Origin of the sequence: Streptomyces sp. NPDC046465, assembly GCF_040646035.1 — a bacterium.
GTDB lineage: Bacteria > Actinomycetota > Actinomycetes > Streptomycetales > Streptomycetaceae > Streptomyces.
Map to the genome: position 1 here is coordinate 216,204 of NZ_JBEYZK010000013.1, position 23,896 is coordinate 240,099.

The 23,896-nt window shown below is 70.0% G+C and carries 26 protein-coding genes; 12 read left to right on the forward strand and 14 right to left on the reverse strand.

Annotation, left to right across the window (positions count from 1 at the left end; genetic code table 11):
• Positions 1-32 precede the first annotated feature (32 nt).
• From ABZ953_RS21920 to ABZ953_RS21930, 3 genes are read right to left on the reverse strand one after another with little or no spacing between them, the layout of a single operon-like run.
• On the reverse strand, positions 33-704 hold the full coding sequence (locus ABZ953_RS21920; protein ID WP_361726404.1) for an ABC transporter permease: 672 nt from the start codon (positions 702-704) through the stop codon (positions 33-35).
• A 1-nt stretch (position 705) separates the two neighbouring features.
• Positions 706-1,353: an ABC transporter permease gene (locus tag ABZ953_RS21925; protein WP_361726406.1), complete on the reverse strand. Its 648-nt coding sequence runs from the start codon at positions 1,351-1,353 to the stop codon at positions 706-708.
• Entirely contained in the window at positions 1,350-2,615 is a 1,266-nt protein-coding gene (locus ABZ953_RS21930; RefSeq protein WP_361726408.1) for an ABC transporter ATP-binding protein, read from the reverse strand. Before ABZ953_RS21930 ends, ABZ953_RS21925 begins: the two co-directional genes overlap by 4 nt.
• 131 nt (positions 2,616-2,746) lie before the next feature.
• Between ABZ953_RS21930 and ABZ953_RS21935 the strand changes: the two genes are divergently transcribed.
• From ABZ953_RS21935 to ABZ953_RS21950, 4 genes are all read left to right on the forward strand, one after another.
• Positions 2,747-4,306 carry an aromatic amino acid ammonia-lyase gene (locus ABZ953_RS21935; protein ID WP_361726410.1) on the forward strand — a complete coding sequence of 520 codons (1,560 nt, stop codon included), beginning with the start codon at positions 2,747-2,749 and terminating at the stop codon, positions 4,304-4,306.
• The gene (locus ABZ953_RS21940; RefSeq protein ID WP_361726412.1) at positions 4,303-5,136 is read left to right on the forward strand and encodes a MurR/RpiR family transcriptional regulator; all 834 of its coding nucleotides are present in this window, start codon (positions 4,303-4,305) and stop codon (positions 5,134-5,136) included. The genes ABZ953_RS21935 and ABZ953_RS21940 overlap by 4 nt, the downstream gene beginning before the upstream one ends.
• An 84-nt stretch (positions 5,137-5,220) precedes the next feature.
• Positions 5,221-5,475 carry a hypothetical protein gene (locus tag ABZ953_RS21945; RefSeq protein WP_361726414.1) on the forward strand — a complete coding sequence of 85 codons (255 nt, stop codon included), beginning with the start codon at positions 5,221-5,223 and terminating at the stop codon, positions 5,473-5,475.
• Entirely contained in the window at positions 5,472-5,888 is a 417-nt protein-coding gene (locus tag ABZ953_RS21950; RefSeq protein ID WP_361726416.1) for a PIN domain-containing protein, read from the forward strand. Before ABZ953_RS21945 ends, ABZ953_RS21950 begins: the two co-directional genes overlap by 4 nt.
• Here ABZ953_RS21950 and ABZ953_RS21955 read toward each other — a convergent pair.
• Both ABZ953_RS21955 and ABZ953_RS21960 read right to left on the reverse strand, forming a co-directional pair.
• Positions 5,872-7,245, reverse strand: coding sequence for an APC family permease (locus ABZ953_RS21955; RefSeq protein ID WP_361726418.1), 1,374 nt, complete (start codon positions 7,243-7,245; stop codon positions 5,872-5,874). The two genes, ABZ953_RS21950 and ABZ953_RS21955, sit on opposite strands and share 17 nt — an antisense overlap.
• A gap of 257 nt (positions 7,246-7,502) precedes the next feature.
• Positions 7,503-8,915, reverse strand: coding sequence for a diaminopimelate decarboxylase (locus ABZ953_RS21960; protein WP_361726420.1), 1,413 nt, complete (start codon positions 8,913-8,915; stop codon positions 7,503-7,505).
• Between the two features lie 140 nt (positions 8,916-9,055).
• On the opposite strand from ABZ953_RS21960, the gene hutU reads away from it, so the two are divergent.
• From hutU to ABZ953_RS21985, 5 genes are all read left to right on the forward strand, one after another.
• Positions 9,056-10,735 (forward strand): urocanate hydratase, encoded by a 1,680-nt coding sequence (gene hutU / locus ABZ953_RS21965; RefSeq protein ID WP_361726422.1) that lies wholly within the window; start codon positions 9,056-9,058, stop codon positions 10,733-10,735.
• Between the two features lie 89 nt (positions 10,736-10,824).
• Positions 10,825-12,027 carry an allantoate amidohydrolase gene (locus tag ABZ953_RS21970; RefSeq protein WP_361726424.1) on the forward strand — a complete coding sequence of 401 codons (1,203 nt, stop codon included), beginning with the start codon at positions 10,825-10,827 and terminating at the stop codon, positions 12,025-12,027.
• Positions 12,018-13,370 (forward strand): formimidoylglutamate deiminase, encoded by a 1,353-nt coding sequence (locus ABZ953_RS21975; RefSeq protein ID WP_361726426.1) that lies wholly within the window; start codon positions 12,018-12,020, stop codon positions 13,368-13,370. The genes ABZ953_RS21970 and ABZ953_RS21975 overlap by 10 nt, the downstream gene beginning before the upstream one ends.
• Positions 13,371-13,515: 145 nt before the next feature.
• Positions 13,516-14,688, forward strand: a complete 1,173-nt coding sequence (hutI, locus tag ABZ953_RS21980; RefSeq protein WP_361726427.1) for an imidazolonepropionase — start codon at positions 13,516-13,518, stop codon at positions 14,686-14,688.
• Between the two features lie 252 nt (positions 14,689-14,940).
• A complete protein-coding gene (locus tag ABZ953_RS21985; protein WP_361726429.1) occupies positions 14,941-15,951 on the forward strand; it encodes a MarR family transcriptional regulator in 1,011 nt (336 codons plus the stop codon).
• Here ABZ953_RS21985 and ABZ953_RS21990 read toward each other — a convergent pair.
• The 8 genes from ABZ953_RS21990 to ABZ953_RS22025 all read right to left on the reverse strand — a co-directional run bounded on the left by ABZ953_RS21990 (position 15,935) and on the right by ABZ953_RS22025 (position 20,606).
• On the reverse strand, positions 15,935-16,423 hold the full coding sequence (locus tag ABZ953_RS21990; protein WP_361726431.1) for a hypothetical protein: 489 nt from the start codon (positions 16,421-16,423) through the stop codon (positions 15,935-15,937). The two genes, ABZ953_RS21985 and ABZ953_RS21990, sit on opposite strands and share 17 nt — an antisense overlap.
• Before the next feature lie 98 nt (positions 16,424-16,521).
• Entirely contained in the window at positions 16,522-16,755 is a 234-nt protein-coding gene (locus ABZ953_RS21995) for a DUF397 domain-containing protein (protein ID WP_361726433.1), read from the reverse strand.
• Between the two features lie 416 nt (positions 16,756-17,171).
• Complete coding sequence (locus tag ABZ953_RS22000) at positions 17,172-18,005, reverse strand: helix-turn-helix transcriptional regulator (RefSeq protein ID WP_361726435.1); 834 nt, start codon at positions 18,003-18,005, stop codon at positions 17,172-17,174.
• Entirely contained in the window at positions 17,995-18,519 is a 525-nt protein-coding gene (locus tag ABZ953_RS22005; RefSeq protein ID WP_361726437.1) for a DUF6879 family protein, read from the reverse strand. Before ABZ953_RS22005 ends, ABZ953_RS22000 begins: the two co-directional genes overlap by 11 nt.
• Positions 18,503-18,712, reverse strand: coding sequence for a hypothetical protein (locus tag ABZ953_RS22010; protein ID WP_361726439.1), 210 nt, complete (start codon positions 18,710-18,712; stop codon positions 18,503-18,505). Before ABZ953_RS22010 ends, ABZ953_RS22005 begins: the two co-directional genes overlap by 17 nt.
• A gap of 70 nt (positions 18,713-18,782) precedes the next feature.
• Positions 18,783-19,439 (reverse strand): DUF5753 domain-containing protein, encoded by a 657-nt coding sequence (locus ABZ953_RS22015; RefSeq protein WP_361726441.1) that lies wholly within the window; start codon positions 19,437-19,439, stop codon positions 18,783-18,785.
• A 41-nt stretch (positions 19,440-19,480) separates the two neighbouring features.
• A complete protein-coding gene (locus ABZ953_RS22020) occupies positions 19,481-19,774 on the reverse strand; it encodes a DUF397 domain-containing protein (protein WP_361726443.1) in 294 nt (97 codons plus the stop codon).
• Positions 19,755-20,606: a helix-turn-helix transcriptional regulator gene (locus ABZ953_RS22025; RefSeq protein WP_361726445.1), complete on the reverse strand. Its 852-nt coding sequence runs from the start codon at positions 20,604-20,606 to the stop codon at positions 19,755-19,757. Before ABZ953_RS22025 ends, ABZ953_RS22020 begins: the two co-directional genes overlap by 20 nt.
• A 114-nt stretch (positions 20,607-20,720) precedes the next feature.
• On the opposite strand from ABZ953_RS22025, the gene ABZ953_RS22030 reads away from it, so the two are divergent.
• Positions 20,721-21,122, forward strand: coding sequence for an ATP-binding protein (locus ABZ953_RS22030; protein ID WP_361726447.1), 402 nt, complete (start codon positions 20,721-20,723; stop codon positions 21,120-21,122).
• A 133-nt stretch (positions 21,123-21,255) separates the two neighbouring features.
• Here the strand turns inward: ABZ953_RS22030 and ABZ953_RS22035 are convergent, their stop codons facing one another.
• Positions 21,256-22,194: an RNA polymerase sigma factor SigF gene (locus ABZ953_RS22035; RefSeq protein ID WP_361726520.1), complete on the reverse strand. Its 939-nt coding sequence runs from the start codon at positions 22,192-22,194 to the stop codon at positions 21,256-21,258.
• A gap of 248 nt (positions 22,195-22,442) precedes the next feature.
• Here ABZ953_RS22035 and ABZ953_RS22040 point away from each other — a divergent pair, with 248 nt between their 5' ends.
• Both ABZ953_RS22040 and ABZ953_RS22045 read left to right on the forward strand, forming a co-directional pair.
• A complete protein-coding gene (locus ABZ953_RS22040) occupies positions 22,443-22,811 on the forward strand; it encodes an STAS domain-containing protein (protein WP_361726449.1) in 369 nt (122 codons plus the stop codon).
• Positions 22,812-23,079: 268 nt separating this feature from the next.
• Entirely contained in the window at positions 23,080-23,616 is a 537-nt protein-coding gene (locus tag ABZ953_RS22045) for an ATP-binding protein (protein ID WP_361726451.1), read from the forward strand.
• The last annotated feature ends 280 nt before the right edge of the window (positions 23,617-23,896 follow it).

Sequence of the window (23,896 nt, forward strand, 5' to 3'; positions counted from 1 at the left end):
GGGGGTGTTCTTGGGGGCCATCTGGTGTGCTCCTAGGCCGACTTGGCGGGGCGGTGGCGGAAGAGGGTGCGCTGCAACATGGCGAGCGCGAGGTCGAGCACGACGGCGACGGCCGCCACGAGCACCGCGCCACCGAGCACCTGCACCAGGTCGCGCTGGGCGAGCCCGTCGAAGACGTACCGGCCGAGCCCGCCGAACGAGACGTACGCGGCGATGGTGGCCGTCGCGACGACCTGGATCAGCGCGAGCCGGAGCCCCGTCATGATCAGCGGCAGCGCGAGCGGCAACTCGACCTGGAACAGGACCTGATGGGCCCGCATGCCCTGGCCGCGCGCGGCGTCCCGTACCTCCGGGTCGACCGCGGTCATCCCGGCGTACGTGTTGGTGACGATGGACGGCACCGCGAGGGCGACGAGCGCGATGTAGACGGGCCACATGGAGAGCCCGCTGGCCAGGAAGACGAGGACGACGAGGCCGACCGTGGGGAGCGCGCGCCCGAAACTGGAGAGGTTGATCGCGACGAAGGCGCCGCGTCCGGTGTGCCCGATGAGCAGGCCGAGCGGCAGCGCGATGACGGCCGCGATGAGGGTGGCCAGCAGCGAGTACTGCAGGTGCTCGGCGAGGCGGTGCCCGATGCCGTCGGGTCCGGTCCACTGCTCGCCGCTGACCAGCCAGGCGCCGAGGTCCTTGAAGAGTTCGTACATGTCAGGCACTCCTGCGGCGGCGGGTCCAGGGCGTCAGGACGTACTGGAGGGTGACGAGCAGGGCGTCCGCGACGAGCGCGAGGAGCAGCGTGAGGACGATGCCGACGATCACCGGGGTGGGGAAGTTGCGCTGGAAGCCGTCGGTGAAGAGCTGTCCGAGACCGCCGTCGCCGATGTACGTGGCCACGGAGACGAGGGAGATCGACATGACCGTCGCGATCCGTACGCCCGCCATGATCACCGGCAGCGCGAGGGGGAGTTCGACGGTGAGCAGCGTGCGCAGCGGCCGGGTGCCCATGGCCTTCGCGGCTTCCTTGGTCTTCGCCGGAACGGAGTCGAGCCCCTCGACGGTGTTCCGAAGCAGCACGACGAGCGTGTAGATCGTCAGGCCGATGACGGTGGTGGTGCGGGTGAGGCCGCTGACCGGCAGGAGCAGGACGAAGACGGCGATGGAGGGGATGGTGAACAGGACGTTGGAGAGCCCGAGGAGGAGCCCGCGCAGGGGTCGGACGCGGTGCGCGACGACGGCGAGCGGGAGGGATATCAGCAGGCCCAGGAGGACGGCGGAGAGGGCGGCGCGCAGGTGGGAGAGGGTGAGGGTGGTGAGGTCGTCGGTGTGGTCGGCGATCCACGACCAGTCGACGTTCACGCGGTGCGCTCGGGGGTGGCGGGGTCCGGGGTGCCGTTGTCCGTGTCGCCGGAGTCGTCCGTGGTCCGCGGTCCCGGCTGCGCCTCGGGGTTGCCTGGCGGGTGCGGGTGGTCTTGGGTTGCTCGCGCAGTTCCCCGCGCCCCTTCCAGGGGCGATTCGGTGCCGGGGGAGGTGGACGACTCAGGGGCGCGGGGAACCGCGCGGCCCGCCCCCACCGGCCCGCAGGCTGACCGGCCGCGTTCGTGCGCCGCGCTCGCCCCGTCGTGGATGTCCTCACGGGACGACACCCCCGTCAGGGCGCCCGCCGCGTCGACCCGGGCGACCAGGCCCGTCGGCGCGGATATGGACTCGTCCAGCGCCGCCAGCAGCGAGTCCGTGTCGCGCAGCGGTCGTACGGGGACGTCGGCGGCGGCACCGTCCTTGTGCCGCCACGACACCGGTGCCCCCGCCGAGTCCAGGCGGAGCGTCCACGCGCCGCCCTCCGGCGCCGGTCCCTGCGGGACACCCGCCAGCGTCGTCAAGGACAACAGCTTCAGGCCGCGCTCCGCGCCCAGGAAGTCCGCGACGAAGTCGTCGGCCGGGCGGGCGAGCAGCTCGGCGGGCTCGGCGCACTGCACGAGGTGCCCGCCCGTGCGGAAGACGGCTATCCGGTCCCCGAGCCGCACCGCCTCGTCGATGTCGTGCGTGACGAAGACGATGGTCTTGTTCAACTCGCGTTGCAGCCGAAGGAGTTCGTCCTGGAGCTGGGTGCGGACCACCGGGTCGACCGCACCGAACGGCTCGTCCATGAGGAGGACCGGCGGGTCGGCGGCGAGCGCGCGGGCCACGCCGACGCGCTGCTGCTGGCCGCCGGAGAGCTGGTGCGGGTAGCGCTTGCCCGCGTCGGGGGCGAGGCCGACCGTCTCCAGGAGCTCCGCCGCCCGCGCCCGCGCCTTCCGGCGGCCCCAGCCGAGCAGCAGCGGCACCGTGGCGACGTTGTCGAGGACCGTGCGGTGCGGGAAGAGGCCGGCCTGCTGGATGACGTAGCCGATCGAGCGGCGCAGTTCCGCCGCGTCCTGCTCCAGGATGTCGCGGCCGCCGACCCTGATGGTGCCCGAGGTCGGATCGACCATGCGGTTGATCATGCGGAGGGTCGTCGTCTTGCCACAACCGGAAGATCCGACGAGGACGGTCACGCCGCCTTCCGGCATGTCCAGGGTGAGGTCGTGGACCGCTGTCGTGCCGTTCGGGAAGCGCTTGTGGACCGTGTCGAACTGGATCATGTGGAGTCCCTTGCCCGGCTGTATATCGTCATGCAGAGTTCTCGTTGTCTGAATAGGTTGTCAATGCTCCGGCGCACATCACTGGCATTAAGTGGCCGGTAGGCAAGACGGAACGTCCGATTGGGGAGGGAATGCGAGTGAAGTCGTCTCGTATCGCGGACACGGCGACCGGAGACGGGGGAGCGGTCGTCATTCTCGACGGCCGGGGAATGATGGTCGCAGACGTCGTACGTCTGGCCGAATCCGCTGCCCGGCCGGTGCCCGCAACTGACGGCATGAAGCGCGCCGAGGACTCCTGGAACGCCGCCCGGGAGATCGCAGCCTGGGGCCGCGTCTACGGCCGCTCCACCGGAGTCGGCGCCAACCGGAATGAAGACGTACCCACCGGGGCGGCCGCCGACCACGGCCTCAGACTGCTCCGCTCGCACGCCGGTGCCATCGGCGCCGAACTGCCTGCACGGGAGGTGCGCGCGATGCTCGCCGTCCGCGCCAACCAGCTCCTCGCGGGCGGCGCGGGACTGCGCCCGAGCGTCGTCACGGCCCTCTGCCGCGCCCTGGAGACCGGCGCCCACCCCACGGTCAACGAGTTCGGCTCCGTCGGCACGGGCGACATCGCCGCCCTCGCCCAGATGGGCCTCGCACTCGCCGGTGAACACCCCTGGCAGGGCCCCGGCACGCCCCCCGAGCCGCAGCCCCTCGACAACAACGACGCCCTCGCCCTGATCAGCAGCAACGCCCTCACCCTCGGCCAGTCCGCCCTCGCCCTGCACGAGCTGCGCGGCCTGATCGGCGCCACGCAGGTCGTCGCCGCGCTCTCCCTGATGGCGGTCGACGGCTCGTACGAGGCGTACGCCCTGCCCGTCCACGAGGCGCGCCGCCACCCCGGCTCGTACGCGGTCGCCGACCTGATGCGGCGCCTCCTCGGCGCCCCCGACCGGCCCACCCCGCCGCTCGGCCGCATCCAGGACCCCTACGGCTTCCGCTGCGTGCCGCAGATCCACGGCCCCGCGCACGACGCGGCCAACGCCCTGGAGGACGTCCTCACCGTCGAGATCAACGCGGCCGCCGAGAACCCCCTGATCTGCCCCGAAGACCTCGCGGCCTACCACCACGGCGGCTTCTACCTGGCCCAACTCTCCCTGGCCCTCGACCACTTCAGGCTCGCCGTGACCCAGGCGGCGCGGCTCTCCACCTCCCGCCTCTCCACCCTGAACGAACCGGCCTTCACCCGCCTGCGGCCCTTCCTCGCGGATGGCGAACCGGCCGGCTCGGGCGTCATGATCCTCGAATACGCGGCCGGCGCGGCCCTCGGCGACCTGCGCGCCTTCTCCGCGCCCGCCTCCCTCGGCCACGCGGTGCTCTCCCGCGGCGTCGAGGAGCAGGCCAGCTTCGCCTCGCTCGCCGCCCGCCAGACGCTGCGCGCCTGCGCGGCGTACCGCCTGGTCGTCGGGTGTGAACTGGTGGCGGCGACAAGGGCGTTGAGGGAACGCGGCCTGCGCCTCGACCCGGACACGCCGCTCGCGCGCGCCTTCGCGCTCGCCGACTCCGTACTGCCCGCGGACCTCGCCGACCGGCCGCTGACGGATGATGTGACGGCGGCGGCCGCACTGCTCGACCAGTTCACCCGGCTCTGGTCGGAACTCGGCGCCGGAACGACTGCGGGTACGGACATCCTGAGGGGGACGGCATGACGGACAGCCCTGCCGCGCGACTGCAAGTGCTCTTCGAGGGCCACCGGCTCACGCCCACCCAGCGGCGCATCGCGCACTGCATGGTGCGCAGGGCCGCCGACGCGCCCTTCCTCTCCAGCGTCGAGCTGGCAGAACTCGCCGGGGTGAGCCAGCCCTCGGTCACCCGCTTCGCGGTCGCCCTCGGCTTCGACGGCTACCCGGCGCTGCGCAGGCACCTGCGGGACGTGGCCCCGGCGCAGCTGGCGGGCGCCGGGGCCGCCAACGAGTACCAGCAGGCCGTCGAGGCGGAGATCGAGAACCTCCGGCACTTGGCGGAGGTGCTCGCGGACCCGGCCCCGGTGGAGCGCGCGGGGCGGCTCCTCGCCGCCTCCCGGCCGCTGCCCGTCCTCGGCCTGCGGGCCGCCGCGTCCCAGGCGTACGGGTTCTCCTACTTCGCCGCCAAGGTCCACCCCGACGTCCGCCTCCTCGACGAGGGCGGCACGATGCTCGCCGACCGCGTCGACGCGGCGGTCCGCGCCGGTGCCACGACGCTCCTCTGCTTCGCGCTGCCCCGCCATCCCCGCGAGGTCGTCGACGCGCTCGCCCACGCGCAGGCGGCGGGCCTGACGGTCGTCACCGTCGCCGACTCCGCGTTCGCCCCGGTCGCCGCCCACTCCGACCTCCTCCTGCCCGCGGCGGTCGGCACGGGCCTCGCCTTCGACACGGCCTGCGCCCCGATGCTCCTCGGCCGCGTCCTCCTGGAGGCCATGTGCGACGGCCTCCCGGACGCCCAGGCACGGCTGGAGGAGTTCGACGCGGGGGCGGCGGCGCGGGGGCTGTTCGTGGAGTAGGGCCCGTAAAGAACCCTGGGACCCGTATGGGTGAACGACGGCGGCACGCTGCCCGCGCCCACGGGGCCGCCGTACGCTCGGGGCATGAACGAGGCAGAGGACTACGACCGCCTCCGGCACCTGATCGACCGGCTGCCCCCGGCCGCCGCCGAGCGCCTGCTGGTGCTCGTCCAGTCGGATCCGGAGCTGGCCCCCTTCGCGGAGCAGGAGGACGCGCTGCCCCCGGCGATCGACCGGCCCGGCTTCGCCGCCTTCGCGGGGATGGGACGGTCCGGGCACACGGACACGGCGCAGCGCCATCGCGAACTCCTCTCGGAGTGGAGTGACGAGAACCGTTGAAGAGTCATCTCCTGGACACGGGCGTCCTTTACGCGGTCGCCGATGAGGACGACGACGAGCACACGCGCTGTGTGGCCCACGTCAGTTCACTGCGCGGCCGCCTGCTCGTGCCGATGCCGGTGGTGGTCGAGACGGCGCAGCTCATCGAGCGCCGGCTCGGCCCGGACAACGAAGCGGTGTTCCTCGACCTGTTCTCGGTGGGGACACTGGAGAGCGTCGACATCGAAGCGCAGGACTACGTCAGGGTGGCCGCCCTGATCCGCAAGTACGCCGACTTCCCCCTCGGCACCGTCGACGCCTCCGTCATCGCCGTAGCGGAGCGCCTCCGGCTCGCCGAGGTCGCGACCCTCGACCACCGCCACTTCTCCGCCGTGCGGCCCGACCACGTACAGGCCTTCACGCTTCTTCCTTGATCACCTCTGCCCTGACCACCACCTTGTTGACCACCCACAGCCCGATGCCGATCGCGATCAGCACGCCCGCCCGGATGTAGACCTCGGCCGGGCGGTCCGCCAGCGGGCTGGCGAGGATCAGCGAGGTGACCGCGCCGAGCACGGGAAGGACCGTCGGCGTACGGAAGTGCCGGTGGTCGACCGGGTCGCGGCGCAGGACGAGTACCGCCACGTTGACCACCGCGAACACGCAGAGCAGCAGGAACGCCGTGGTGTCGCCGAGGCCCTCGATCTCGCCGGTCGAGACCAGGCCGATGGCGAGCAGGGAGACGAAGACGATGCCGACGATCGGCGTGCGGCGGCGGGGCAGGACGCGGCCCATGGCGCGCGGCAGGATGCGTTCGTTGGCCATGCCGTAGCAGAGCCGCGAGGCCATCATGATGTTGATCAGCGCCGAGTTGGTGACCGCGAACAGGGCGATCAGCGCGAAGAGTTTGTGCGGGAAGTCGACGCCGCCCGCCTTGACGACTTCGAGGAGCGGGCCGCTCGATCCCTCCAGGGTCTTGCTGTCGACCAGGAGTGACGAGACCAGCGCCACCAGGACGTAGATCGTGCCGGTCACCGCGACGCCGATGAAGATCGCGCGCGGGAAGGTGCGGGTGGGGTCCTTGGTCTCCTCGGCCATGTTCACCGAGTCCTCGAAGCCGACGAAGGCGAAGAAGCCGAGGGCGGTCGCGCCGAGGACGCCGGTCATCAGGGCGTATCCGCTGCCGCCCGTCTCGAACTCGGTGAGGCGCGCGGGCTCGCCGTCCCCGGTCAGTACGGCGTACGCGCCGATCGTGAGGATGATCAGGAGGCCGGTGAGTTCGACGATCGTGAGGACCACGTTGGCCTTGACCGACTCCGCTACGCCCCGCAGGTTCAGCGCCGCGAGCAGCACGATGAAGGTGATGGCGATCAGGGTCGGCGGCAGCGCGTCGCCGGTGAGCTCGCCGAGGTAGTCGCCGCTGAAGGCGCGGGCCGCCGCGCTCGCGGAGGAGAGCCCGGAGCACATCACCATGAACGCGATGATGAAGGTGAGGAAAGGCGTCTTGAACGCCTTCTGGGTGTAGAGGGCGGCGCCGGCCGCCTTCGGGTACTTGCCGACCAGTTCGACGTACGAGGCGGCCGTCAGGATCGCCACGACGAAGCCGATCGCGAACGGCACCCAGAGCGCGCCGCCGACCTTCCCCGCGACCTTGCCGGTGGTGGCGTAGATGCCGGTGCCGAGAATGTCGCCGATCACGAAGAGGATCAGCAGTCTGGGTCCGATGGCGCGGTGCAGGGCGCCGTCCTCCGACGGCGACGGTGCGGTGCTGGGTGTGCCGGTTGCCGTCACTTGAGCCTCCCCCGAGACCGGGAACACGCGTGGGAACACGTCTGGGGAAAGGATCTGCCCGTGATGCACGTCACTATGCGCGAGTTGAGCAAGCGCAGAGGTTCGGTGCGGGGACGACCGTGCGGGGTGCGGGGCCGCAGGTGCCGTCAAGGGGCGCGGGGAACTGCGCGCTCAGCCCCAGCGGCCCCGCAGCGCACCACGGCCCAAGCCCAGCAGGCGGCGCACCACGGCCCAAGCCCAGCAGGCGGGACCCGGGGTCACAGGTGGCGCAAGGAATCCCGCTCCGAACCGCCCCCCGCCTCCGCCACGATCTCGTCGAGCGTCTGCGGCTCCCGCGCCACCGCGAAGCGCACCGCGTCGGCCTGCACGGAGAAGCCGTGGACGCCGGGCCTGGCAAGGCTGTTGTACGAGTAGTGGTGCGCGAAATAGTAGGCGCCGGTGTCCAACGCCGCGATGTAGTCGCCCTGTTCGAGCAGCGGCAGCGGGCGGTTCTCGGCGAGCAGGTCGCCCGCGAAGCAGGCCGGGCCCGCGACGTCCTGGCCGACGGCGGGCCCGCTCTTGAGGTCGCCCTTGGTGTCGTACGCGCGGATCCGCAGCGGCCACGACGCGGGCATGTAGACGGTCCGCGTGGCCACTTGGACGCCCGCGTGCGTCACGGCGATGGGCCTGCCGCCCGCCTGCTTCGCGTACTCGACGCGGGCGAGGATCGTGCCGTGCTTGGCGAGCAGTGAGCGGCCGAACTCGGTGACCAGGCCGTACCGCCCGTCGAGCAGTCCCGGCACCCGGGCCTTGAGGCGGCGTGCGTACTGCGCGTGGGTCGGGGTCTCGTCGTCCGAGCCGAAGTTGACGGGCAGACCGCCGCCGATGTCGATCGTGTCGACCTGCCGCCGCCCGGCGCGTTCGTTGATCTCCTCGGCCAGTTCGTACGTCGCCGCGACGCCCCGCACCATCATCTCCAGGGGCATGCCCTGCGACCCGGAGTGCGCGTGCAGACGGGTCAGCCACGGCCGGTCGAGGAAGGCCCTGACCACCCACTCCCTGGCGTCGTCGTCGCGCAGCGGCACCCCGAACTTGGAGGTGGGCGTCGCCGTCGAAAGGGCGCCGATCGCGCCGCCGCCGATCTGCGGGTTCACGCGGATGCCGAGGGGGGAGCCGGTCAGCGCCGACCGGGTCATGGTGTCGAGGCGGGCCAGCTCCTGCGGGTTGTCCGCGTTCACGGCGATGCCGAGCGCCAGTGCCTCGCGCAGTTCGGCCGGTGTCTTGGCGGGCGAGTCCAGGACGGTGTGGGCGGGCGCCACCCCGGCGGCACGGGCCAGGGCCAGCTCCCCGGGGCTCGCCACCTCGGCGCCGATGCCCGCCGAGCGCAGCAGCCGCAGGACCGCGACGAGCGGCGCCGCCTTCACCGCGAAGGCGTGCAGGACGGGGGTGCCCGGCGGGGTGACGGCGTCGAAGGCGGCGTGCAGGGCGGCGGCGCTCGCGCGGATGCCGACGACGTCGAGCAGGCCCGCGACGGGGGCGGCGGGGCCGACGACGCCCTGCTCGACGGCGGCGCGCACGGCCCGGTCGCGGCGGGCCGCGGAGTCGGCGCCGAGAGCGGTGCCGGGGGTGGTGCCCGAGCGGAGGTGCTGGGTCCGGTCCTGCGTCTGATCGTTGTCCTCGTCGTGGCCCATGTGATCCAGCCAATCATCCGGGGCGCGGCACCGCTGGCGTACTCGTGCATCCGTTCGCTATTGACTAGCCCTATTCAGAACCCCAGGATGTGAATAACAAGGTCACAGTAACGAGGTCACAGCCACGAGGAGGCATCGCCATGTCAGGACCCCGCCCCGTACGGGCCCCGCGCGGTACGGAACTGAGTGCCCTGGGATGGCAGCAGGAAGCCGCCCTCCGCATGCTCCAGAACAACCTCGACCCCGAGGTCGCCGAACACCCCGACAAGCTCGTCGTCTACGGCGGCACCGGCAAGGCGGCCCGCGACTGGCGCTCCTTCGACGCCATGGTGCGCACGCTGAGGACCCTCAAGCAGGACGAGACGATGCTCGTCCAGTCCGGCCGCCCCGTCGGCGTCATGCAGACGCACGAGTGGGCGCCGCGCGTCCTCATCGCCAACTCCAACCTGGTGGGCGACTGGGCGAACTGGGAGGAGTTCCGCCGCCTGGAGCAGCTCGGCCTCACCATGTACGGCCAGATGACGGCCGGTTCGTGGATCTACATCGGCACGCAGGGCATCCTCCAGGGCACGTACGAGACGTTCGCCGCCGTCGCCGCGAAGAAGTTCAACGGCACGCTCGCCGGGACGATCACCCTCACCGCCGGGCTCGGCGGCATGGGCGGCGCCCAGCCCCTCGCCGTCACCATGAACGACGGCGTCGCGATCTGTATCGACGTCGACCCGCGCGCCATCGAGCGCCGCATCGAGCACAAGTACCTGGACGTGAAGGCCGACTCGCCGCAGCACGCGCTCCAGCTCGCGGTCGAGGCGCGTGACCAGCGCAAGCCCCTCTCCATCGGCCTGCTCGGCAACGCCGCCGACCTGCTCCCGCAGATGCTCGCCGAGGGCGCCCCGATCGACATCGTCACGGACCAGACGTCCGCCCACGACCCGCTGGCGTACCTCCCCACCGGCGTCGACTTCGACGACATGCAGACGTACGCGGCCAAGGACCCGGCGGGCTTCACCACCCGCGCCCGCGAGTCCATGGCGCGCCACGTCGAGGCGATGGTCGGCTTCATGGACGCGGGCGCCGAGGTCTTCGACTACGGCAACTCGATCCGTGGCGAGGCCCAACTGGCGGGCTACGAGCGCGCGTTCGCCTTCCCGGGCTTCGTCCCCGCTTACATCCGCCCGCTCTTCTGCGAGGGCAAGGGCCCGTTCCGCTGGGCGGCGCTCTCCGGCGAGGCGTCCGACATCCACAAGACGGACAAGGCGCTCCTCGACCTCTTCCCCGAGGCTGAGTCCATTCAAAACGCGTCGCTCCACCGCTGGATCAAGATGGCGGGCGAGCGCGTCCACTTCCAGGGCCTCCCGGCGCGCATCTGCTGGCTCGGCCAGGGCGAGCGCGACAAGGCGGGCGACATGTTCAACGACATGGTCGGCAACGGCACCCTCGCCGCCCCGCTCGCGATCGGCCGCGACCACCTGGACTGCGGTTCCGTCGCCTCCCCGTACCGCGAGACGGAGGCCATGCTCGACGGCTCCGACGCGATTGCCGACTGGCCGCTCCTGAACGCCATGGTGAACGTCGCATCGGGCGCCTCCTGGGTCTCCATCCACCACGGCGGCGGCGTCGGCATGGGCCGCTCGATCCACGCGGGCCAGGTCTCGGTCGCCGACGGCACGAAGCTGGCGGGCGAGAAGATCCGCCGCGTCCTCACGAACGACCCGGGCATGGGCGTCATCCGGCACGTCGACGCCGGGTACGACATCGCGGAGTCCGTGGCGGACGAGAAGGGCGTGCGGATCCCGATGCGTGAGGGTGACGGCGCGTGACGCAAGCTGAGAAGGATTCAGCCCCTCCGGCGATTGAGGGGCGGGGCCCGGGGAAGAGCCCCGCGTCCTCAGCACCCTCCTTCCAGGAAATGTGGCGGGACCTGAAGCCCATCGGCCAGGACACCGCCACCCACGGCTACCGCCGCTACGCCTGGACGGGCGCCGACGCCGACTGCCGCGCGTGGTTCGTGCAGCAGGCGCAGTCGCGGGGACTGGCCTACGAACTGGACCGCAACGGCAACCAGTGGGCGTGGCTCGGCGACCCCGCCGCCGGGGACGCCGTCGTCACCGGCTCCCACCTGGACTCCGTGCCCGACGGCGGCGCGTTCGACGGCCCCCTCGGCGTCGTCTCCTCCTTCGCGGCGCTGGACGAACTCCGCGCCCGAAGCGTGGAGTTCACCCGTCCCCTCGCCATCGTCAACTTCGGCGACGAGGAAGGCGCCCGCTTCGGCCTGGCCTGCGTCGGCTCCCGGCTCACCGCGGGGCAGCTCACCGTCGAGGCCGCCCACCGGCTGCGGGACGGCGACGGGGTGACGCTGCCGCAGGCGATGGAGGCGGCCGGGTACGACCCGTACGGGATCGGCCCCGACCCCGAGCGGCTCGCCCGCATCGGCGCGTTCGTGGAGCTGCACGTCGAGCAGGGCCGCGCCCTTGACCTGACCGGCGACGCCGTGGGCCTCGCGTCCGCCATCTGGCCGCACGGCCGCTGGCGCTTCGACTTCAGGGGCGAGGCCAACCACGCGGGCACGACCCGCCTGGTGGACCGCCGCGACCCGATGCTGTCGTACGCGGAGACGGTCCTCGCCGCTCGCCGCGAGGCCGAACTCGCGGGTGCGGTCGCCACGTTCGGCAAGATCTCCGTCGAGCCGAACGGCGTCAACGCGATCCCGTCCCTCGTACGCGGCTGGCTGGACTCGCGTGCGGCCGACCAGGACACCCTCGACACGGTCGTCACGGGCATCGAGAAGGCGGCCCGCGAGTACGCGGACCGGCACGGCATCGACCTCGGCGTCGTACGGGAGTCCTTCACGCCGGTGGTCGAGTTCGAGCACGCGCTCCGCGACGAGCTGGGCACGATCCTGGGCGCTCGTGACGGCCGGAGCGCTCCCGTCCTCGGCACGGGCGCCGGACACGACGCGGGTATTTTGTCCGGGTCGGTCCCCACCGCCATGCTGTTCGTACGGAACCCCACGGGCGTCTCGCACTCCCCGGCCGAGTACGCCGCGGAGGACGACTGCCTGGCCGGGGTGACCGCACTGGCCGACGTACTGGAAGGGCTGGCGTGCAGGTGACGACGTACTGGCTGGAGCAGGCCTGGCTCGACACGAACGTCGAGCCAGGAGTCGCGGTCGACGTGGAAGGCGACCGGATCACGGCCGTCCGCAAGGAGGCCGAGGTCCCCCCGCCCGGCGCGAAGGTGCTGCGCGGCCTGACCGTCCCCGGCCTCGCCAACGCCCACTCGCACGCCTTCCACCGCGCGCTGCGCGGCACCGTCCAGGTCGGCTCCGGCACGTTCTGGACGTGGCGCGAGGTCATGTACGCGGTGGCGGACCGCCTGACGCCGGACTCGTACCACGCGCTGGCCCGCGCGGTGTACGCGGAGATGGCGCTGGCCGGCATCACGACGGTGGGGGAGTTCCACTACGTGCACCACGCGCCGGGCGGTGCCGCTTACGCCGACCCCAACGCGATGGGCGAGGCGCTGATCCAGGCCGCGTCGGACGCGGGCGTCCGCATCACCCTCCTCGACACGGCGTACGTGGCGTCGGGACTGCTCGACGCGGAGCGCGGCAAGGAGCCCGACCGCCACCAGCTGCGCTTCTCCGACGGTACGACGGAGGCGTGGGCGGAGCGGGTCTCGTCCCTCAAGGAGCGCCCGCACGCCCGGATCGGTGCGGCGATCCACTCCGTACGGGCGGTCCCTGCACGGCAGTTGGGAACCGTGGCGGACTGGGCGTCGTCCCGCCGGGCCCCCCTCCACGTCCACCTCTCCGAGCAGACGGCGGAGAACGAGGCGTGCCGGGCCGTGCACGGCTGCACACCCACACAACTCCTGGCGGACCACGGGGTGCTGGGCTCCCGCACGACGGGCGTGCACAACACCCACCTCACCGACGAGGACATCGCCCTGCTCGGCGGCTCCTCCACCGGCACGTGCATGTGCCCGACGACGGAACGCGACCTGGCGGACGGCATCGGCCCCGCGGTCGCCCTCCAGCGCGCGGGCAGCCCGCTCTCCCTGGGCAGCGACAGCCACGCGGTGATCGACATCCTGGAGGAGGCGCGGGCGATGGAGCTGAACGAGCGCCTCCGCTCGCACACGCGGGGCCACTGGACGGCGACGGCGCTGCTGCGCGCGGCGACGGCGGACGGCCACGCGGCGCTGGGCTGGGCCGACGCGGGCGCCATCGAGCCCGGCGCCCTCGCCGACCTCACCACGATCGCCCTCGACTCGGTCCGCACGGCGGGCCCGGTGCCGCGCCTGGCGGCGGAAGCGGTGCTCTTCGCCGGAACGGCGGCGGACGTGCGGCACACGGTGGTCGGGGGCCGTCATGTCGTACGGGACGGGTCTCATGAGCTGGTCCCCGACGTACCGTCGGCCCTGACGGAGGCGGTCGCGGCGCTGAGAGACTAAGGCTTTCTCCGATCCCGCGGAGAGTTTCAGCCCGTCCGGCGTTTGAGGACGAACTCGGCGAAGCCGGTGATGACGGCACCCGGCCCACCCCCCCAGCCTGCCTGCCCGCCCGCCTGCCTGCCCGCCCGCCCCCCCGGAGGCCCCCATGCCCACCACCCTCATCACCAACATCGCCAGCCTCGTCACCAACGACCCCTCCCAGGGCGACGGCACCCCCCTGGGCCTCCTCGCGAACGCGGCAGTGGTCCTGGACGGCGACACCATCGCCTGGGTGGGCCCGGCCGCCAAGGCCCCCGCAGCGGACGAGACCTACGACGCAAAGAACCGCGCCGTAATCCCCGGCTTCGTCGACTCCCACTCCCACCTGGTCTTCGCGGGCGACCGCACCCAGGAGTTCAACGCCCGCATGTCGGGCCGCGCCTACTCCGCAGGAGGCATCCGCACGACCGTGGCGGCAACGCGCGCGGCCACGGACGCCGAGCTGGAGGCGAACCTCACCCACTACCTCGCCGAGGCCCTCCGCCAGGGCACGACCACGTTCGAGACGAAGTCGGGCTACGGCTTGAACACCGAGGACGAGGCCCGAGCCCTCCGCATCGCGGCGGCGCACACCGAAGAGGTGACGTTCCTCGGCGCGCACATCGTCTCCCCGGACTACGCCGACGACCCGGCGGCATACGTGGACCTGGTCACGGGCGAGATGCTGGAGGCCTGCGCGCCGCACGCCCGCTGGATCGACGTCTTCTGCGAGAAGGGCGCGTTCGACGGGGACCAGGCGCGCGCGATCCTGACGGCGGGCAAGGCGAAGGGCCTGCACCCCCGCATCCACGCGAACCAGCTCTCGTACGGTCCGGGCGTGCAGTTGGCGGTGGAACTGGACGCGGCGTCGGCGGACCACTGCACGCACCTCACCGACGCGGACGTCGACGCCCTCGCGCAGGGCAACACGGTGGCGACCCTCCTGCCCGGCGCCGAGTTCTCCACCCGCGCCGAGTGGCCGAACGCCCGCCGCCTCCTGGACGCGGGCGCCACAGTGGCCCTCTCCACGGACTGCAACCCGGGCTCGTCCTTCACCTCGTCCGTCCCCTTCTGCATCGCCCTGGCGGTACGGGACATGGGCATGACCCCGGACGAGGCGATCTGGTCGGCCACGGCGGGCGGCGCGGCGGCCCTGCGCCGCACGGACGTCGGCTTCGTCCGCGAGGGCGCGCGGGCCGACCTGGCCCTCCTGGACGCGCCGAGCCACGTGCACCTGGCGTACCGTCCGGGCGTCCCGCTGGTCAGCGAGGTGTGGCGCCAAGGCGCCCGCGTGGCCTGAACCGTGCTTGATGGTCCCTCCCGCCCCAGCGCGGGAGGGACCGGTGAGTCGACGGCCGGACGGATGCTCCCCCGCGCATCCCCCCGTGCCCCGGCCGTCCGAGCACATCCGGGCACATCCGGGCCGGGCGGGTGGAGGGCCCGAGGCGGAGTGTGTCCGTGCTCGCTCACGTACAAGGTTGGCCGAGCGGGCGCCGCGGATCGACGTGATTTGGGCTAGCCCGAATAACGACATTCTGACGAGGCTCGGCGCATGCCTCTCCGTATCCACTTCACCGGCGAAGACCTGGCCCGCACCAGGCTGGCCGACGGGCCTCGTCCCATGCTGGAGCTGGATATCGCCCTGCGGCTGCTGCAGGAGGGCAGCCATCCGACCCGGTTCGGGGCCTGGCGCCGACAGTCGCTGTCCCGCCTCTCGCCGAGGGTGCGGCGACTGTTCGATCTGATCCCGCCGACGGGCTGGACCGTGGAATTCCTCGACCACGCGAGTGCGGGCAGCATCGACGAGGCGCTGGAGCGGGTGCGGGCCACGTCCCCCGCGCGGATCGGCAAGGACATGGAGACCTGGGCCGGACGCGGCCAGCAGCGGCCCCTGCCCGCCTGGACCCAGTCACTGGGCAGCGACAGCCGACTGCTCACGGAACTGGCCGACACCGTCGCCCACGCCCACAGCCACGTCATCGCCCCCTATCAGCAGCACATCGACGCCCTCAGCCAAGCGGACCAGGTACTGCGCACCCGGCAGGCCGCCCACGGGGGGCTCGACACGCTGCTGTCCGGCCTCAACCCCCGCTACATCCGGTGGAGGCCTCCCGTACTGGAGCTCACCATGGCCTCCGGCAGTACGGGCGACATCCATCTCGCGGGGCGCGGCCTGCTCCTGATCCCCTCGGTCTTCGGGGCGGTCTACCCGGCCCTGGACGAGACGGCCGAACCCCAGCCGTGGCTGACCTACCCCGTAGCCGTCCGCGACACGGACCTCTTCCTGCCGCCCACCGACACGGCACGAGCCCTCAGCACCGTCCCCGGCTCCCTGACCGCACTCCTCGGCCACACCCGCGCCGTGGTGCTGTGGACCATCGCCCACCACCCGGGCTGCACCACCACAGAACTAGCCCGCCACGCAGGCATCTCCCCGGCCAGCGCCAGCCAGCACGCGACGATCCTCCGCACGGCGGGCCTCTCCCGCACGACCCGCCACCACAACACGGCCCTCCACACCCCCACACCCGCAGGCACGGGCCTCCTCAACACGGCGGCCTGACGGCCCTCTTCGTGGGGCAGCTCAGTTGTGGCAGGGCACCATTCGGGGAGCAGCAGACAAGGGCCAGGGACAGAAACGAGGGCCGTTCCAGATAACAGCCGTGGGACACGTCGCCGCCGCGACCGAGCCGTTCGCTGGCGGAGCCGACGAGTTCTGCGAGGCGCGCCGGGTCCCGGGCGGCCCTGGACTCGAACCGAGGCGCGTACTCGGTCAGCCGCTCGCCCAGCCAGTGCGCGGCGCCCTTCGGCTCTTCCCACGTTCCCCGGATCAGTTTCTCCGGCTTGATCAGCCAGTACGCGGTCTCCAGCGGCGGCAGATCCCCGACGGGAAACTCCGCCTTCACCTCCCGGTGGCGTTGGACGAGCTCGGGGCGGCTGTTGTCCGGGGGCGGGTGCGGGGGCGGCGGCCGCCGCAGGGCTTCTTCGTCGAACCGCTGTTTGGGGCCGGTCCACAGATAGCCGTGATGGTGCAACTGCCGCCCCCTTCCGGGAAGTTACGCAGGTACGGAAATGGAGCCCGGCCGGCTCCGCCCTGTGGAAGGGATGGAGCCAGCCGGAGGCGCGCGGCAGGTCAGGCGGAGAGCCCGAACCTCGCCGGGTCGATACCGGCCGCGTCCAGCTCGGCCGTACTGAAGCGCAGCGGTTCGGCGCCGGGCCGCTTGCTGTCACCCACGGCCCAAGCTCCCTCGTCAAGCTTCGCGAGGGTCACGCACGATTCGCCGTCCGGGTGGGTGTTGCCGCCGCAGGCCTTGCTGAAGACTGCGGCTTCGGTGAGGGGGAGGCTGTACAGGTCGGTTCCGGGCATGATTTGCCTTCCGTAGAGGGATCAGAGGGAGGGGCGGACTCAGGTCCAGCCAGGACTCTTCTTCGGGACCACGGTCATCCCCGGAGAGGCCGCCGAAGCGCCACTACCGAGCAGTTCCCGGAGAGCCGATCTCGAGTTGCCCAAGGCATCGGCCAGGTTGTCTCGTAAGAGCTGCGCCTCAGAGGGCAACAGCACCATTTCTGTGTCCGCCACGTGCCGACCGTTCTTCGTCAGCCACATCGGAACTCGAATGTTCCGTGCGTCATCCTGGTATGCCGGACGGCTCGGGATGGGATCCATTCGCCAACCTCTTGGCGGCGACTGGGAATTTGAGATTCTCGGTTCGATCGGCGCAGGTAGATTCTTCACTACTCGGCACGTGAGTTCCAGAATTATTCACGTTGCGGGGTATAAGATCATGGCCGGCACCCGGCGGCCCACTCTTTGAGTCGCTCACGGGCTTTCTCGCCAAACAGTGCGCGACGCTCGTACAAGTTGAACACTTCGAGATGTTCCGCGATGTCTCTGGAGTCCTGGAAAACTATACGGCCCGTGAAGGTTTCTACGGTTGCCAGTCGGTGATCGTAGATCGTGAACGTGTTCAGGGGGCCACGCTCAACGAGGGTGCCTAGCGGGAGGACTCCGATGCGTGTGTGAGGCAGGTGAGATATCGAGACGAGGTGGTCGATTTGAACGGCCATCGCTGAAGGTGGGGCCACAGCCCATCTAACGGCCTGTTCCGTCAACAAGAACGTGAACTTTTTAGTTCCGTCGTGAAGGATCGATTGCCGCTCCAACTTTCTTGCCACTGTCTTGGAGATGTCCACCGGCGAGTGGCCAAGACTGGCCCTGATGTAATCAGGTGTGGCCAGGAGTCCCGTCACCATTGAGGGTAGAAAGTATCGGAGCTCCGTGGCTTCCGATTCGAGTCCGCCCAACTCCGCTTGCCGCTTTTCCAGTCCTCTGCGCCACGATGCCCGCTTTCCTTGCCATTCCGTGTGGGCGAGTCGCGCGAGAGCGGCCACCTCCGCCACTACTTCCGGAGGAGCGTCCAGGGCCCTGAGGAGCAACTCGACATCCACAAGGCCCGGCGTAATGCGACCCGTCTCGATGTTGCTGAGTTTGGTCTGGGAGATGTTGCAGCGCCGAGCGAGCCAGACCTGCGTACGGCTGGCCCGCTTACGCATGTCGCGGAGTGTCTCCGCCAGATCGGCCTTTGACTGACCTAGCTGCCCTGGATCAAACGTCAAGGCCCTTCACGTACTCCTCGAAGGGCACGGCGTGCTCCAAGGCTATGCGCTTCCACTCCTGGTAGGGAGCTGGATCACCCTCGTACGCCTCACGATTGATCTGGGTACCGTCCGGGCGGAAGTTCAGGTGGGCGATGCGGGACTCGTCGAACATCCACCAGTCGCGTCCGGAGAGAGGCAAGCCGTAGTGCTCTTGCGTCACGTCCAGCACTCGAATGTCCTCGCCGGCCGCGACGTTGCCGGGGATGCCCCATGCGAATTGGTACCGCTGGTAGTCAGTCAGCGGTTGACACACGATACGGACGCGGCCGATGCTTTTGCCGGATTCGACGTATCCGTGTACTCGTTCATGCCAGCGCACATTGTGACCGGAGGGCTTGGCGTCACCCCTCAGGAAACGAGCGACGTTCTCTCGCTCCTTGGGCATAGTGTATGTCGGTTGCGCCTCGAACCGCCATGCTTCCCGTTCGAAGGAGTCGAAGAACCTACGCCACTTCTCACCATCCAAGAGCATGAATGGCCTCCCTCAGGACGCGCTCGGGGATTTCCACCAGGCCCTCGCCGTCCGGCGCGACGAAGACTTCGGACAGTTCCCCTTGGATGATGAATGAACCGCTTTCGGTCCGGTAGACGTTCGGGCAATCGTCGTCGTCGCAGTCGGGCCCGCCGACACTGCCGGTCAGGCGGATCAATTCCTCGCGAGCCATCGTCGTCTCCTTCGGGGCGGGTCCGATCCCTGCCGCCACGAGGACGGTAGGGCGATCGGAGGTGCCCGGTCTACGGCGCATCACCAATATTCGCGTTGTCGGGTAGACGATCATGAAGGAGCTGCCGTCCCCATGTGGACAATGCCCTTCGCGCCTCGTCCCCGAACAAGGCGTACCCCTCGTACACGGCGAACTCATCCTGATACGCCGAAACGTCGCGCTGACTGCGGAGGACCATGACACCGCTGGACGTCTCCACCGTTGCGACCCGGTTGTCATAGACCGTGAACGTGTTCAAGGGAGCGACGGGCATGTGGCCGACCAACGGGATCACCCCGAGACGTACGCTCGGCAGGCGGCTGACGGTCACCAGCCTGTCAATCTGCGTCGCCATGGCGGGAGACGGGAGATACGGCCACCTGACAGCCTGCTCGGTCAGGACGAACGTGAACTCTTTCGACGTGTCGTGCAGGACAGCCTGCCGCTCCAGCTTCCTCTTGATGGCCTTGCTGTGGTCGCCAGGGATCCCGGCGAGGCTTGCTCTGACGTATTCCGGGGTGGCCAGCAGACCCGTCACCATGGACGGCAAAAGAAATCGGAACTCGGTGGACGACTGCTCGAACTCGGCCAGCTCGTCCTGCTTCTTCTCTAGGCCGGTGCGCTGCAGCGACCACGAGTCCTGCCATTTTGCATCGCCGGTCGCGTTGGTTCTCTTTTCGAGCGTCACGCTGGAACCCCCTGGTGAGTGAGCTCGGTTGGCGTTCGACCTCAGGCGGTCAGTTCGTCCTTCGTGACGGCGGCGACGAAGGGGGTCCATGCGGACGCGGGGATCAGGAGGGCGGGGCCGTGTGGGTTCTTGGAGTCGCGGACGGGGATGACGCCGGGGAGGCCGTCGGCGACTTCTACGCACTCGCCGCCGGATCCGTTGCTGTAGCTGCTCTTGCGCCAGCGGGCGGCGCCGGGAAAGTGTTCGGCGACCTCGACGCAGTCTCCCCCGGATCCGTTGCTGTAACTGCTTTTGCGCCAGACCGCGACACTCAAGTCAATTTCGTGGCTTGCCATTTCGGTAATCCTCAGCCGCATCCTCGATCATGGCCAGGGACGCCTCAGGCGGCAGTGCGGCGGCCCTGAGCAGATCGTACGACTTGCGGTAGTCCTTCACGAGCCGTGGATAGTCGATGAGTTGGCCGCTGTGGAGACCTTCCGTGTACACCACCGGAGGGGCATCCGGGAAGGTCATGACTTTGGTCATGCCCATCATGAAGGGGTGGGCCGCTGCCGTTTTCGGAAGGATCTGCAAAACGCCCTGCGCGGACTGGACCACCGTCAGGATGCGCTCCAGTTGATCCGCCATCTGCCCCGGCGGCAGGGGCGGCTCGCGGATCATCGACTCGTGCAGGATCGCCCAGTATGCCGGAGGCGTATCCAGCTCCCACAGCTCCGCACGCTCCATACGCGCGGTGACCTGCTTCTCTACGATGTCCGGCCGCAGCCAGGGCAATGAGATCCGTACGACGTTCTCCGCGTATGCCCGCGTCTGCAGCAACCCGGGAACCAGCATCGGCGCCCACTCCTCAATGGTCTCCGCAAACCGCTCCATCTCCGCCACATCCGCGAAGTACTCCGCATGCCCGCCCTGCCGGGCCTTCCGCGCGTCTTCACAGCGGCGTTGGAAAAAGCCGTCAGTCGCCAGTTTCTCGTCGACGTGCTGGGCCAGATCGCACGGCATGCGCCGCTCACCCCGCTCGATCTGACTGAGGAAGGAGACGCCACGGAAGCTGCCTTCGGCCAGGCCTTCGAGGGTCAGGCCCGCCTCCTCCCGCTTGAAACGCAACTCCGCGCCGTAGAAGGCCGGGACGCTTGCCGACGCGTCGGGATCCTTACGAGGAGGCACAACCCACCACCGCCATTTGCCAGTTACCCTGCGCAACCCAAACCCCTGTCACGTTACGCCGCCCCACGCCACTGTGTGACCGTTCCATCACAGAGCGCACGGAAGGCGTACCCCATGCAAGACCCAGGCCCAGCCCCCGCCTCCCCCGACTTCGAGCTCGACCTCCTCGCCGTCCCCAAAGCCGTCCCCGAGCTCCGCCGCGCCCTCAGCGCGCACGCGCACGCGTACCGCCCCCTCCCGGACATCCAGCTCTGCGTCAGCGAGCTCCTCAGCAACGTGATCCGGCACCTCGGCGAGGGCACCCCGGTGACCGTCCGCGTGACCGGCGCACACGGCAACCGCATCCGCGTGGCCGTGACCGACCCGGACCCCCGCGCCTGGCCCCTGCTCCGCCGAGCGGGCGGCGACGATGAGACGGGGCGCGGCCTCGCCCTGCTCGACGCCGTCTCGCTGCGGTGGGGAATCGAGCAAGAGGCCGACCGCAAGACCGTCTGGTGCGAACTGGGGGAGGGGTGAGGTGTGGGGACGAGTCGCACGGGCAGGGGAATGACGTGGGGCCCGCCTGTTCAACAGGCGGGCCCCACAAAGTCGTTCGGTTCAAGCACAGCCGGTTCAAGCACGGCCGGTTCAAGCACAGCGCAGCGCTGCCTCACTCCTCGACCGTCAGCCCCTTGCGGAGCTTGACGAGAGTGCGCGAGAGCAGGCGGGAGACGTGCATCTGGGAGATGCCGAGCTCCTCGCCGATCTCCGACTGCGTCATGTTGGCGACGAAGCGGAGGGAGAGGATCTTGCGGTCGCGCGGCGGGAGTTCGGCGATGAGGGGCTTGAGCGACTCGACGTACTCGATGCCCTCCAGGCCGTGGTCCTCGTAGCCGATGCGGTCCGCGAGGGCGCCTTCGGAGTCGTCCTCCTCGGGCTGTGCGTCCAGGGAGCTCGCCGTGTAGGCGTTGGACGCGGCCATTCCCTCGACGACCTCCTCGTTGGAGATGCCCAGGCGCTCGGCGAGCTCGCCCACCGTGGGGGCGCGATCGAACTGCTGGGCGAGTTCGTCGCCCGCCTTGGCGAGGTCCAGACGGAGTTCCTGGAGGCGGCGCGGGACGCGCACCGACCAGCTCGTGTCGCGGAAGAAGCGCTTGATCTCGCCGACGATCGTCGGCATCGCGAAGGTGGGGAACTCCACACCGCGGCTGAGCTCGAAGCGGTCGATCGCCTTGATGAGGCCGATCGTGCCGACCTGGATGATGTCTTCCATCGGCTCGCTGCGGGAGCGGAACCGGGAGGCCGCGAACTTCACCAGGGCGAGGTTCAGTTCGACCAGGGTGTTGCGGACGTACGCGTATTCATGGGTGCCTTCCTCAAGCGACTCGAAGCGCTCGAAGAGGGTCTTGGACAGGGCCCGCGCGTCCAGCGCCCCCACCTTGTCGTAAGGCGGGATCTCCGGAAGCTCAGGAAGGGCGCTGAGCTCGTCCACGGGGTCCGAAGCCGACAGGGGCTCGCGGGAAGGACCCGGGATCGTGGTCGCGGAGTGGTGCGGCGGGAGTGTCGACGACGCCTGGTCAGTATGCGATTCGTCGAGCCGGGGTGACATGGTGTCCTCCATCGTTCTCGGCATATGGCTGCCGATGCCAATACGTGCACTGCGGTGTGCGGCGCCTCCAAAGCCGTCCGTGTCGATTGCTGTCTCTACTACCCCTACCCGCTTCCGCGCGTCAGTCGCAAGTGCGTTCTGAGGTGAAATGTCCGAATTCTGGAGGATGTTCGGGTACCCCGGAGCGCGGTGAGGGCGTAATGTTCAGGGGCGTCATCAACAGCCACGACGGTCGGAAGAGAGTGACGATGGACCGCGGGACGGTCGGCAGCGCGCACAGGGGCCGGCTTCTGGTCGAAGTGCGAAATATGGGTACGAGTGCCGTGGTCACCCCGGCGGGTGAGTTGGATCACCACACCGCCGACGTGTTGCGCGACCCACTCGAAAAATGCCTGGAAGAGGGCTACGCACGACTGGTCGTCGACTGCTCACGCCTGGAGTTCTGCGATTCCACCGGGCTCAATGTGCTCCTCGGGGCCCGGCTCAAGGCCGAGGCCGCGGGTGGCGGCGTGCACCTGGCCGGAATGCTCCCGGTGGTGGCCCGCGTCTTCGAGATCACCGGTGCGGAGGCCGTCTTCACGGTCCACGAAACGCTCGCGGAGGCCCTCGGTGAGTGAGTCCGTGAAGGTCACGCGCGAAAGTTACGCGTCAGTTGTCACTGCGTGATCAAGGCGTTACCAGCGTCACACGGACCGTGCCGAACAAGTGGGTGTTCTCACGGTTCGTCCGGGCAGGAGAGACCTGGATCCGTCGACAACGGACCTCAAGTCAACAGTCAGAACGGCGAGCAGCCGATGTCCCCTACGCGCCCAGAGTTCTCTACTTGTCCAGAGTCCTCGGTTTGTCCAGAGTTCTCAGTCCTCTTGTCGGTGAGGTGAAGCGCTGATGAGCACCACCCGGCCTTACTCGCCGGGCGACCGCGGCCCGGAGTCCGAGGCCGCAGTCGCGGACGCTCCTGCGGACCGGGTCTCCGGACCGCCTGCGGATCACGTCTCCGGCACGCCTGCGGGCGGCCGACAGGTCCGCAGGCTGAGCCTGAACGGCGCGAGCGGCATCGTCCCGCTCGCCCGTGACTACACCCGTGAGGCGCTGCACGCCTGGGGCTGGCTGCCCGCGGAGGGCGCCGAGGGGCGTGCCGCCGCCGAGGACGTCCTCCTCGTCGTCTCCGAGCTCGTCACCAACGCCTGCCTGCACGCCGAGGGCCCCGACGAGCTCTGGCTCTCCTGCGACGGCAAGGTCCTGCGCATCGAGGTCACCGACCGCGGCACGGGCCAGCCCGCGCCGCGCACCCCGCACCGCGCGGGACGGCCCGGCGGCCACGGAATGTTCATCGTCCAGCGGCTCTGCCTGGACTGGGGCGTCGTCCGGGCCCCCGGGGTCACGGGCAAGACGGTGTGGGCGGAGCTGGGCGGGCCCGCCTAGGGCCACGCCGCCATCACACGTACGGGGTCACGCCCCTTACGTACGGACTCACGCCCCTTACGTACGGACTCACGCTCCCCTTACGTGCGGACTCACGCCCCTTACGTACAGAGCCGCGGCGCTGTTACCCGCGGTTCGCATGCGCGCCGGATCACTACGGATCCGGCGCGTCTTTTGTCTTCCCTCGACAAGGTCCCGGGCGTACCTTGAGCGCCCAATCTGATGTGCCGTCAGTAACACAGGTAACTCCGCACCGCGGCACGCCAAGACCGGCATGAGG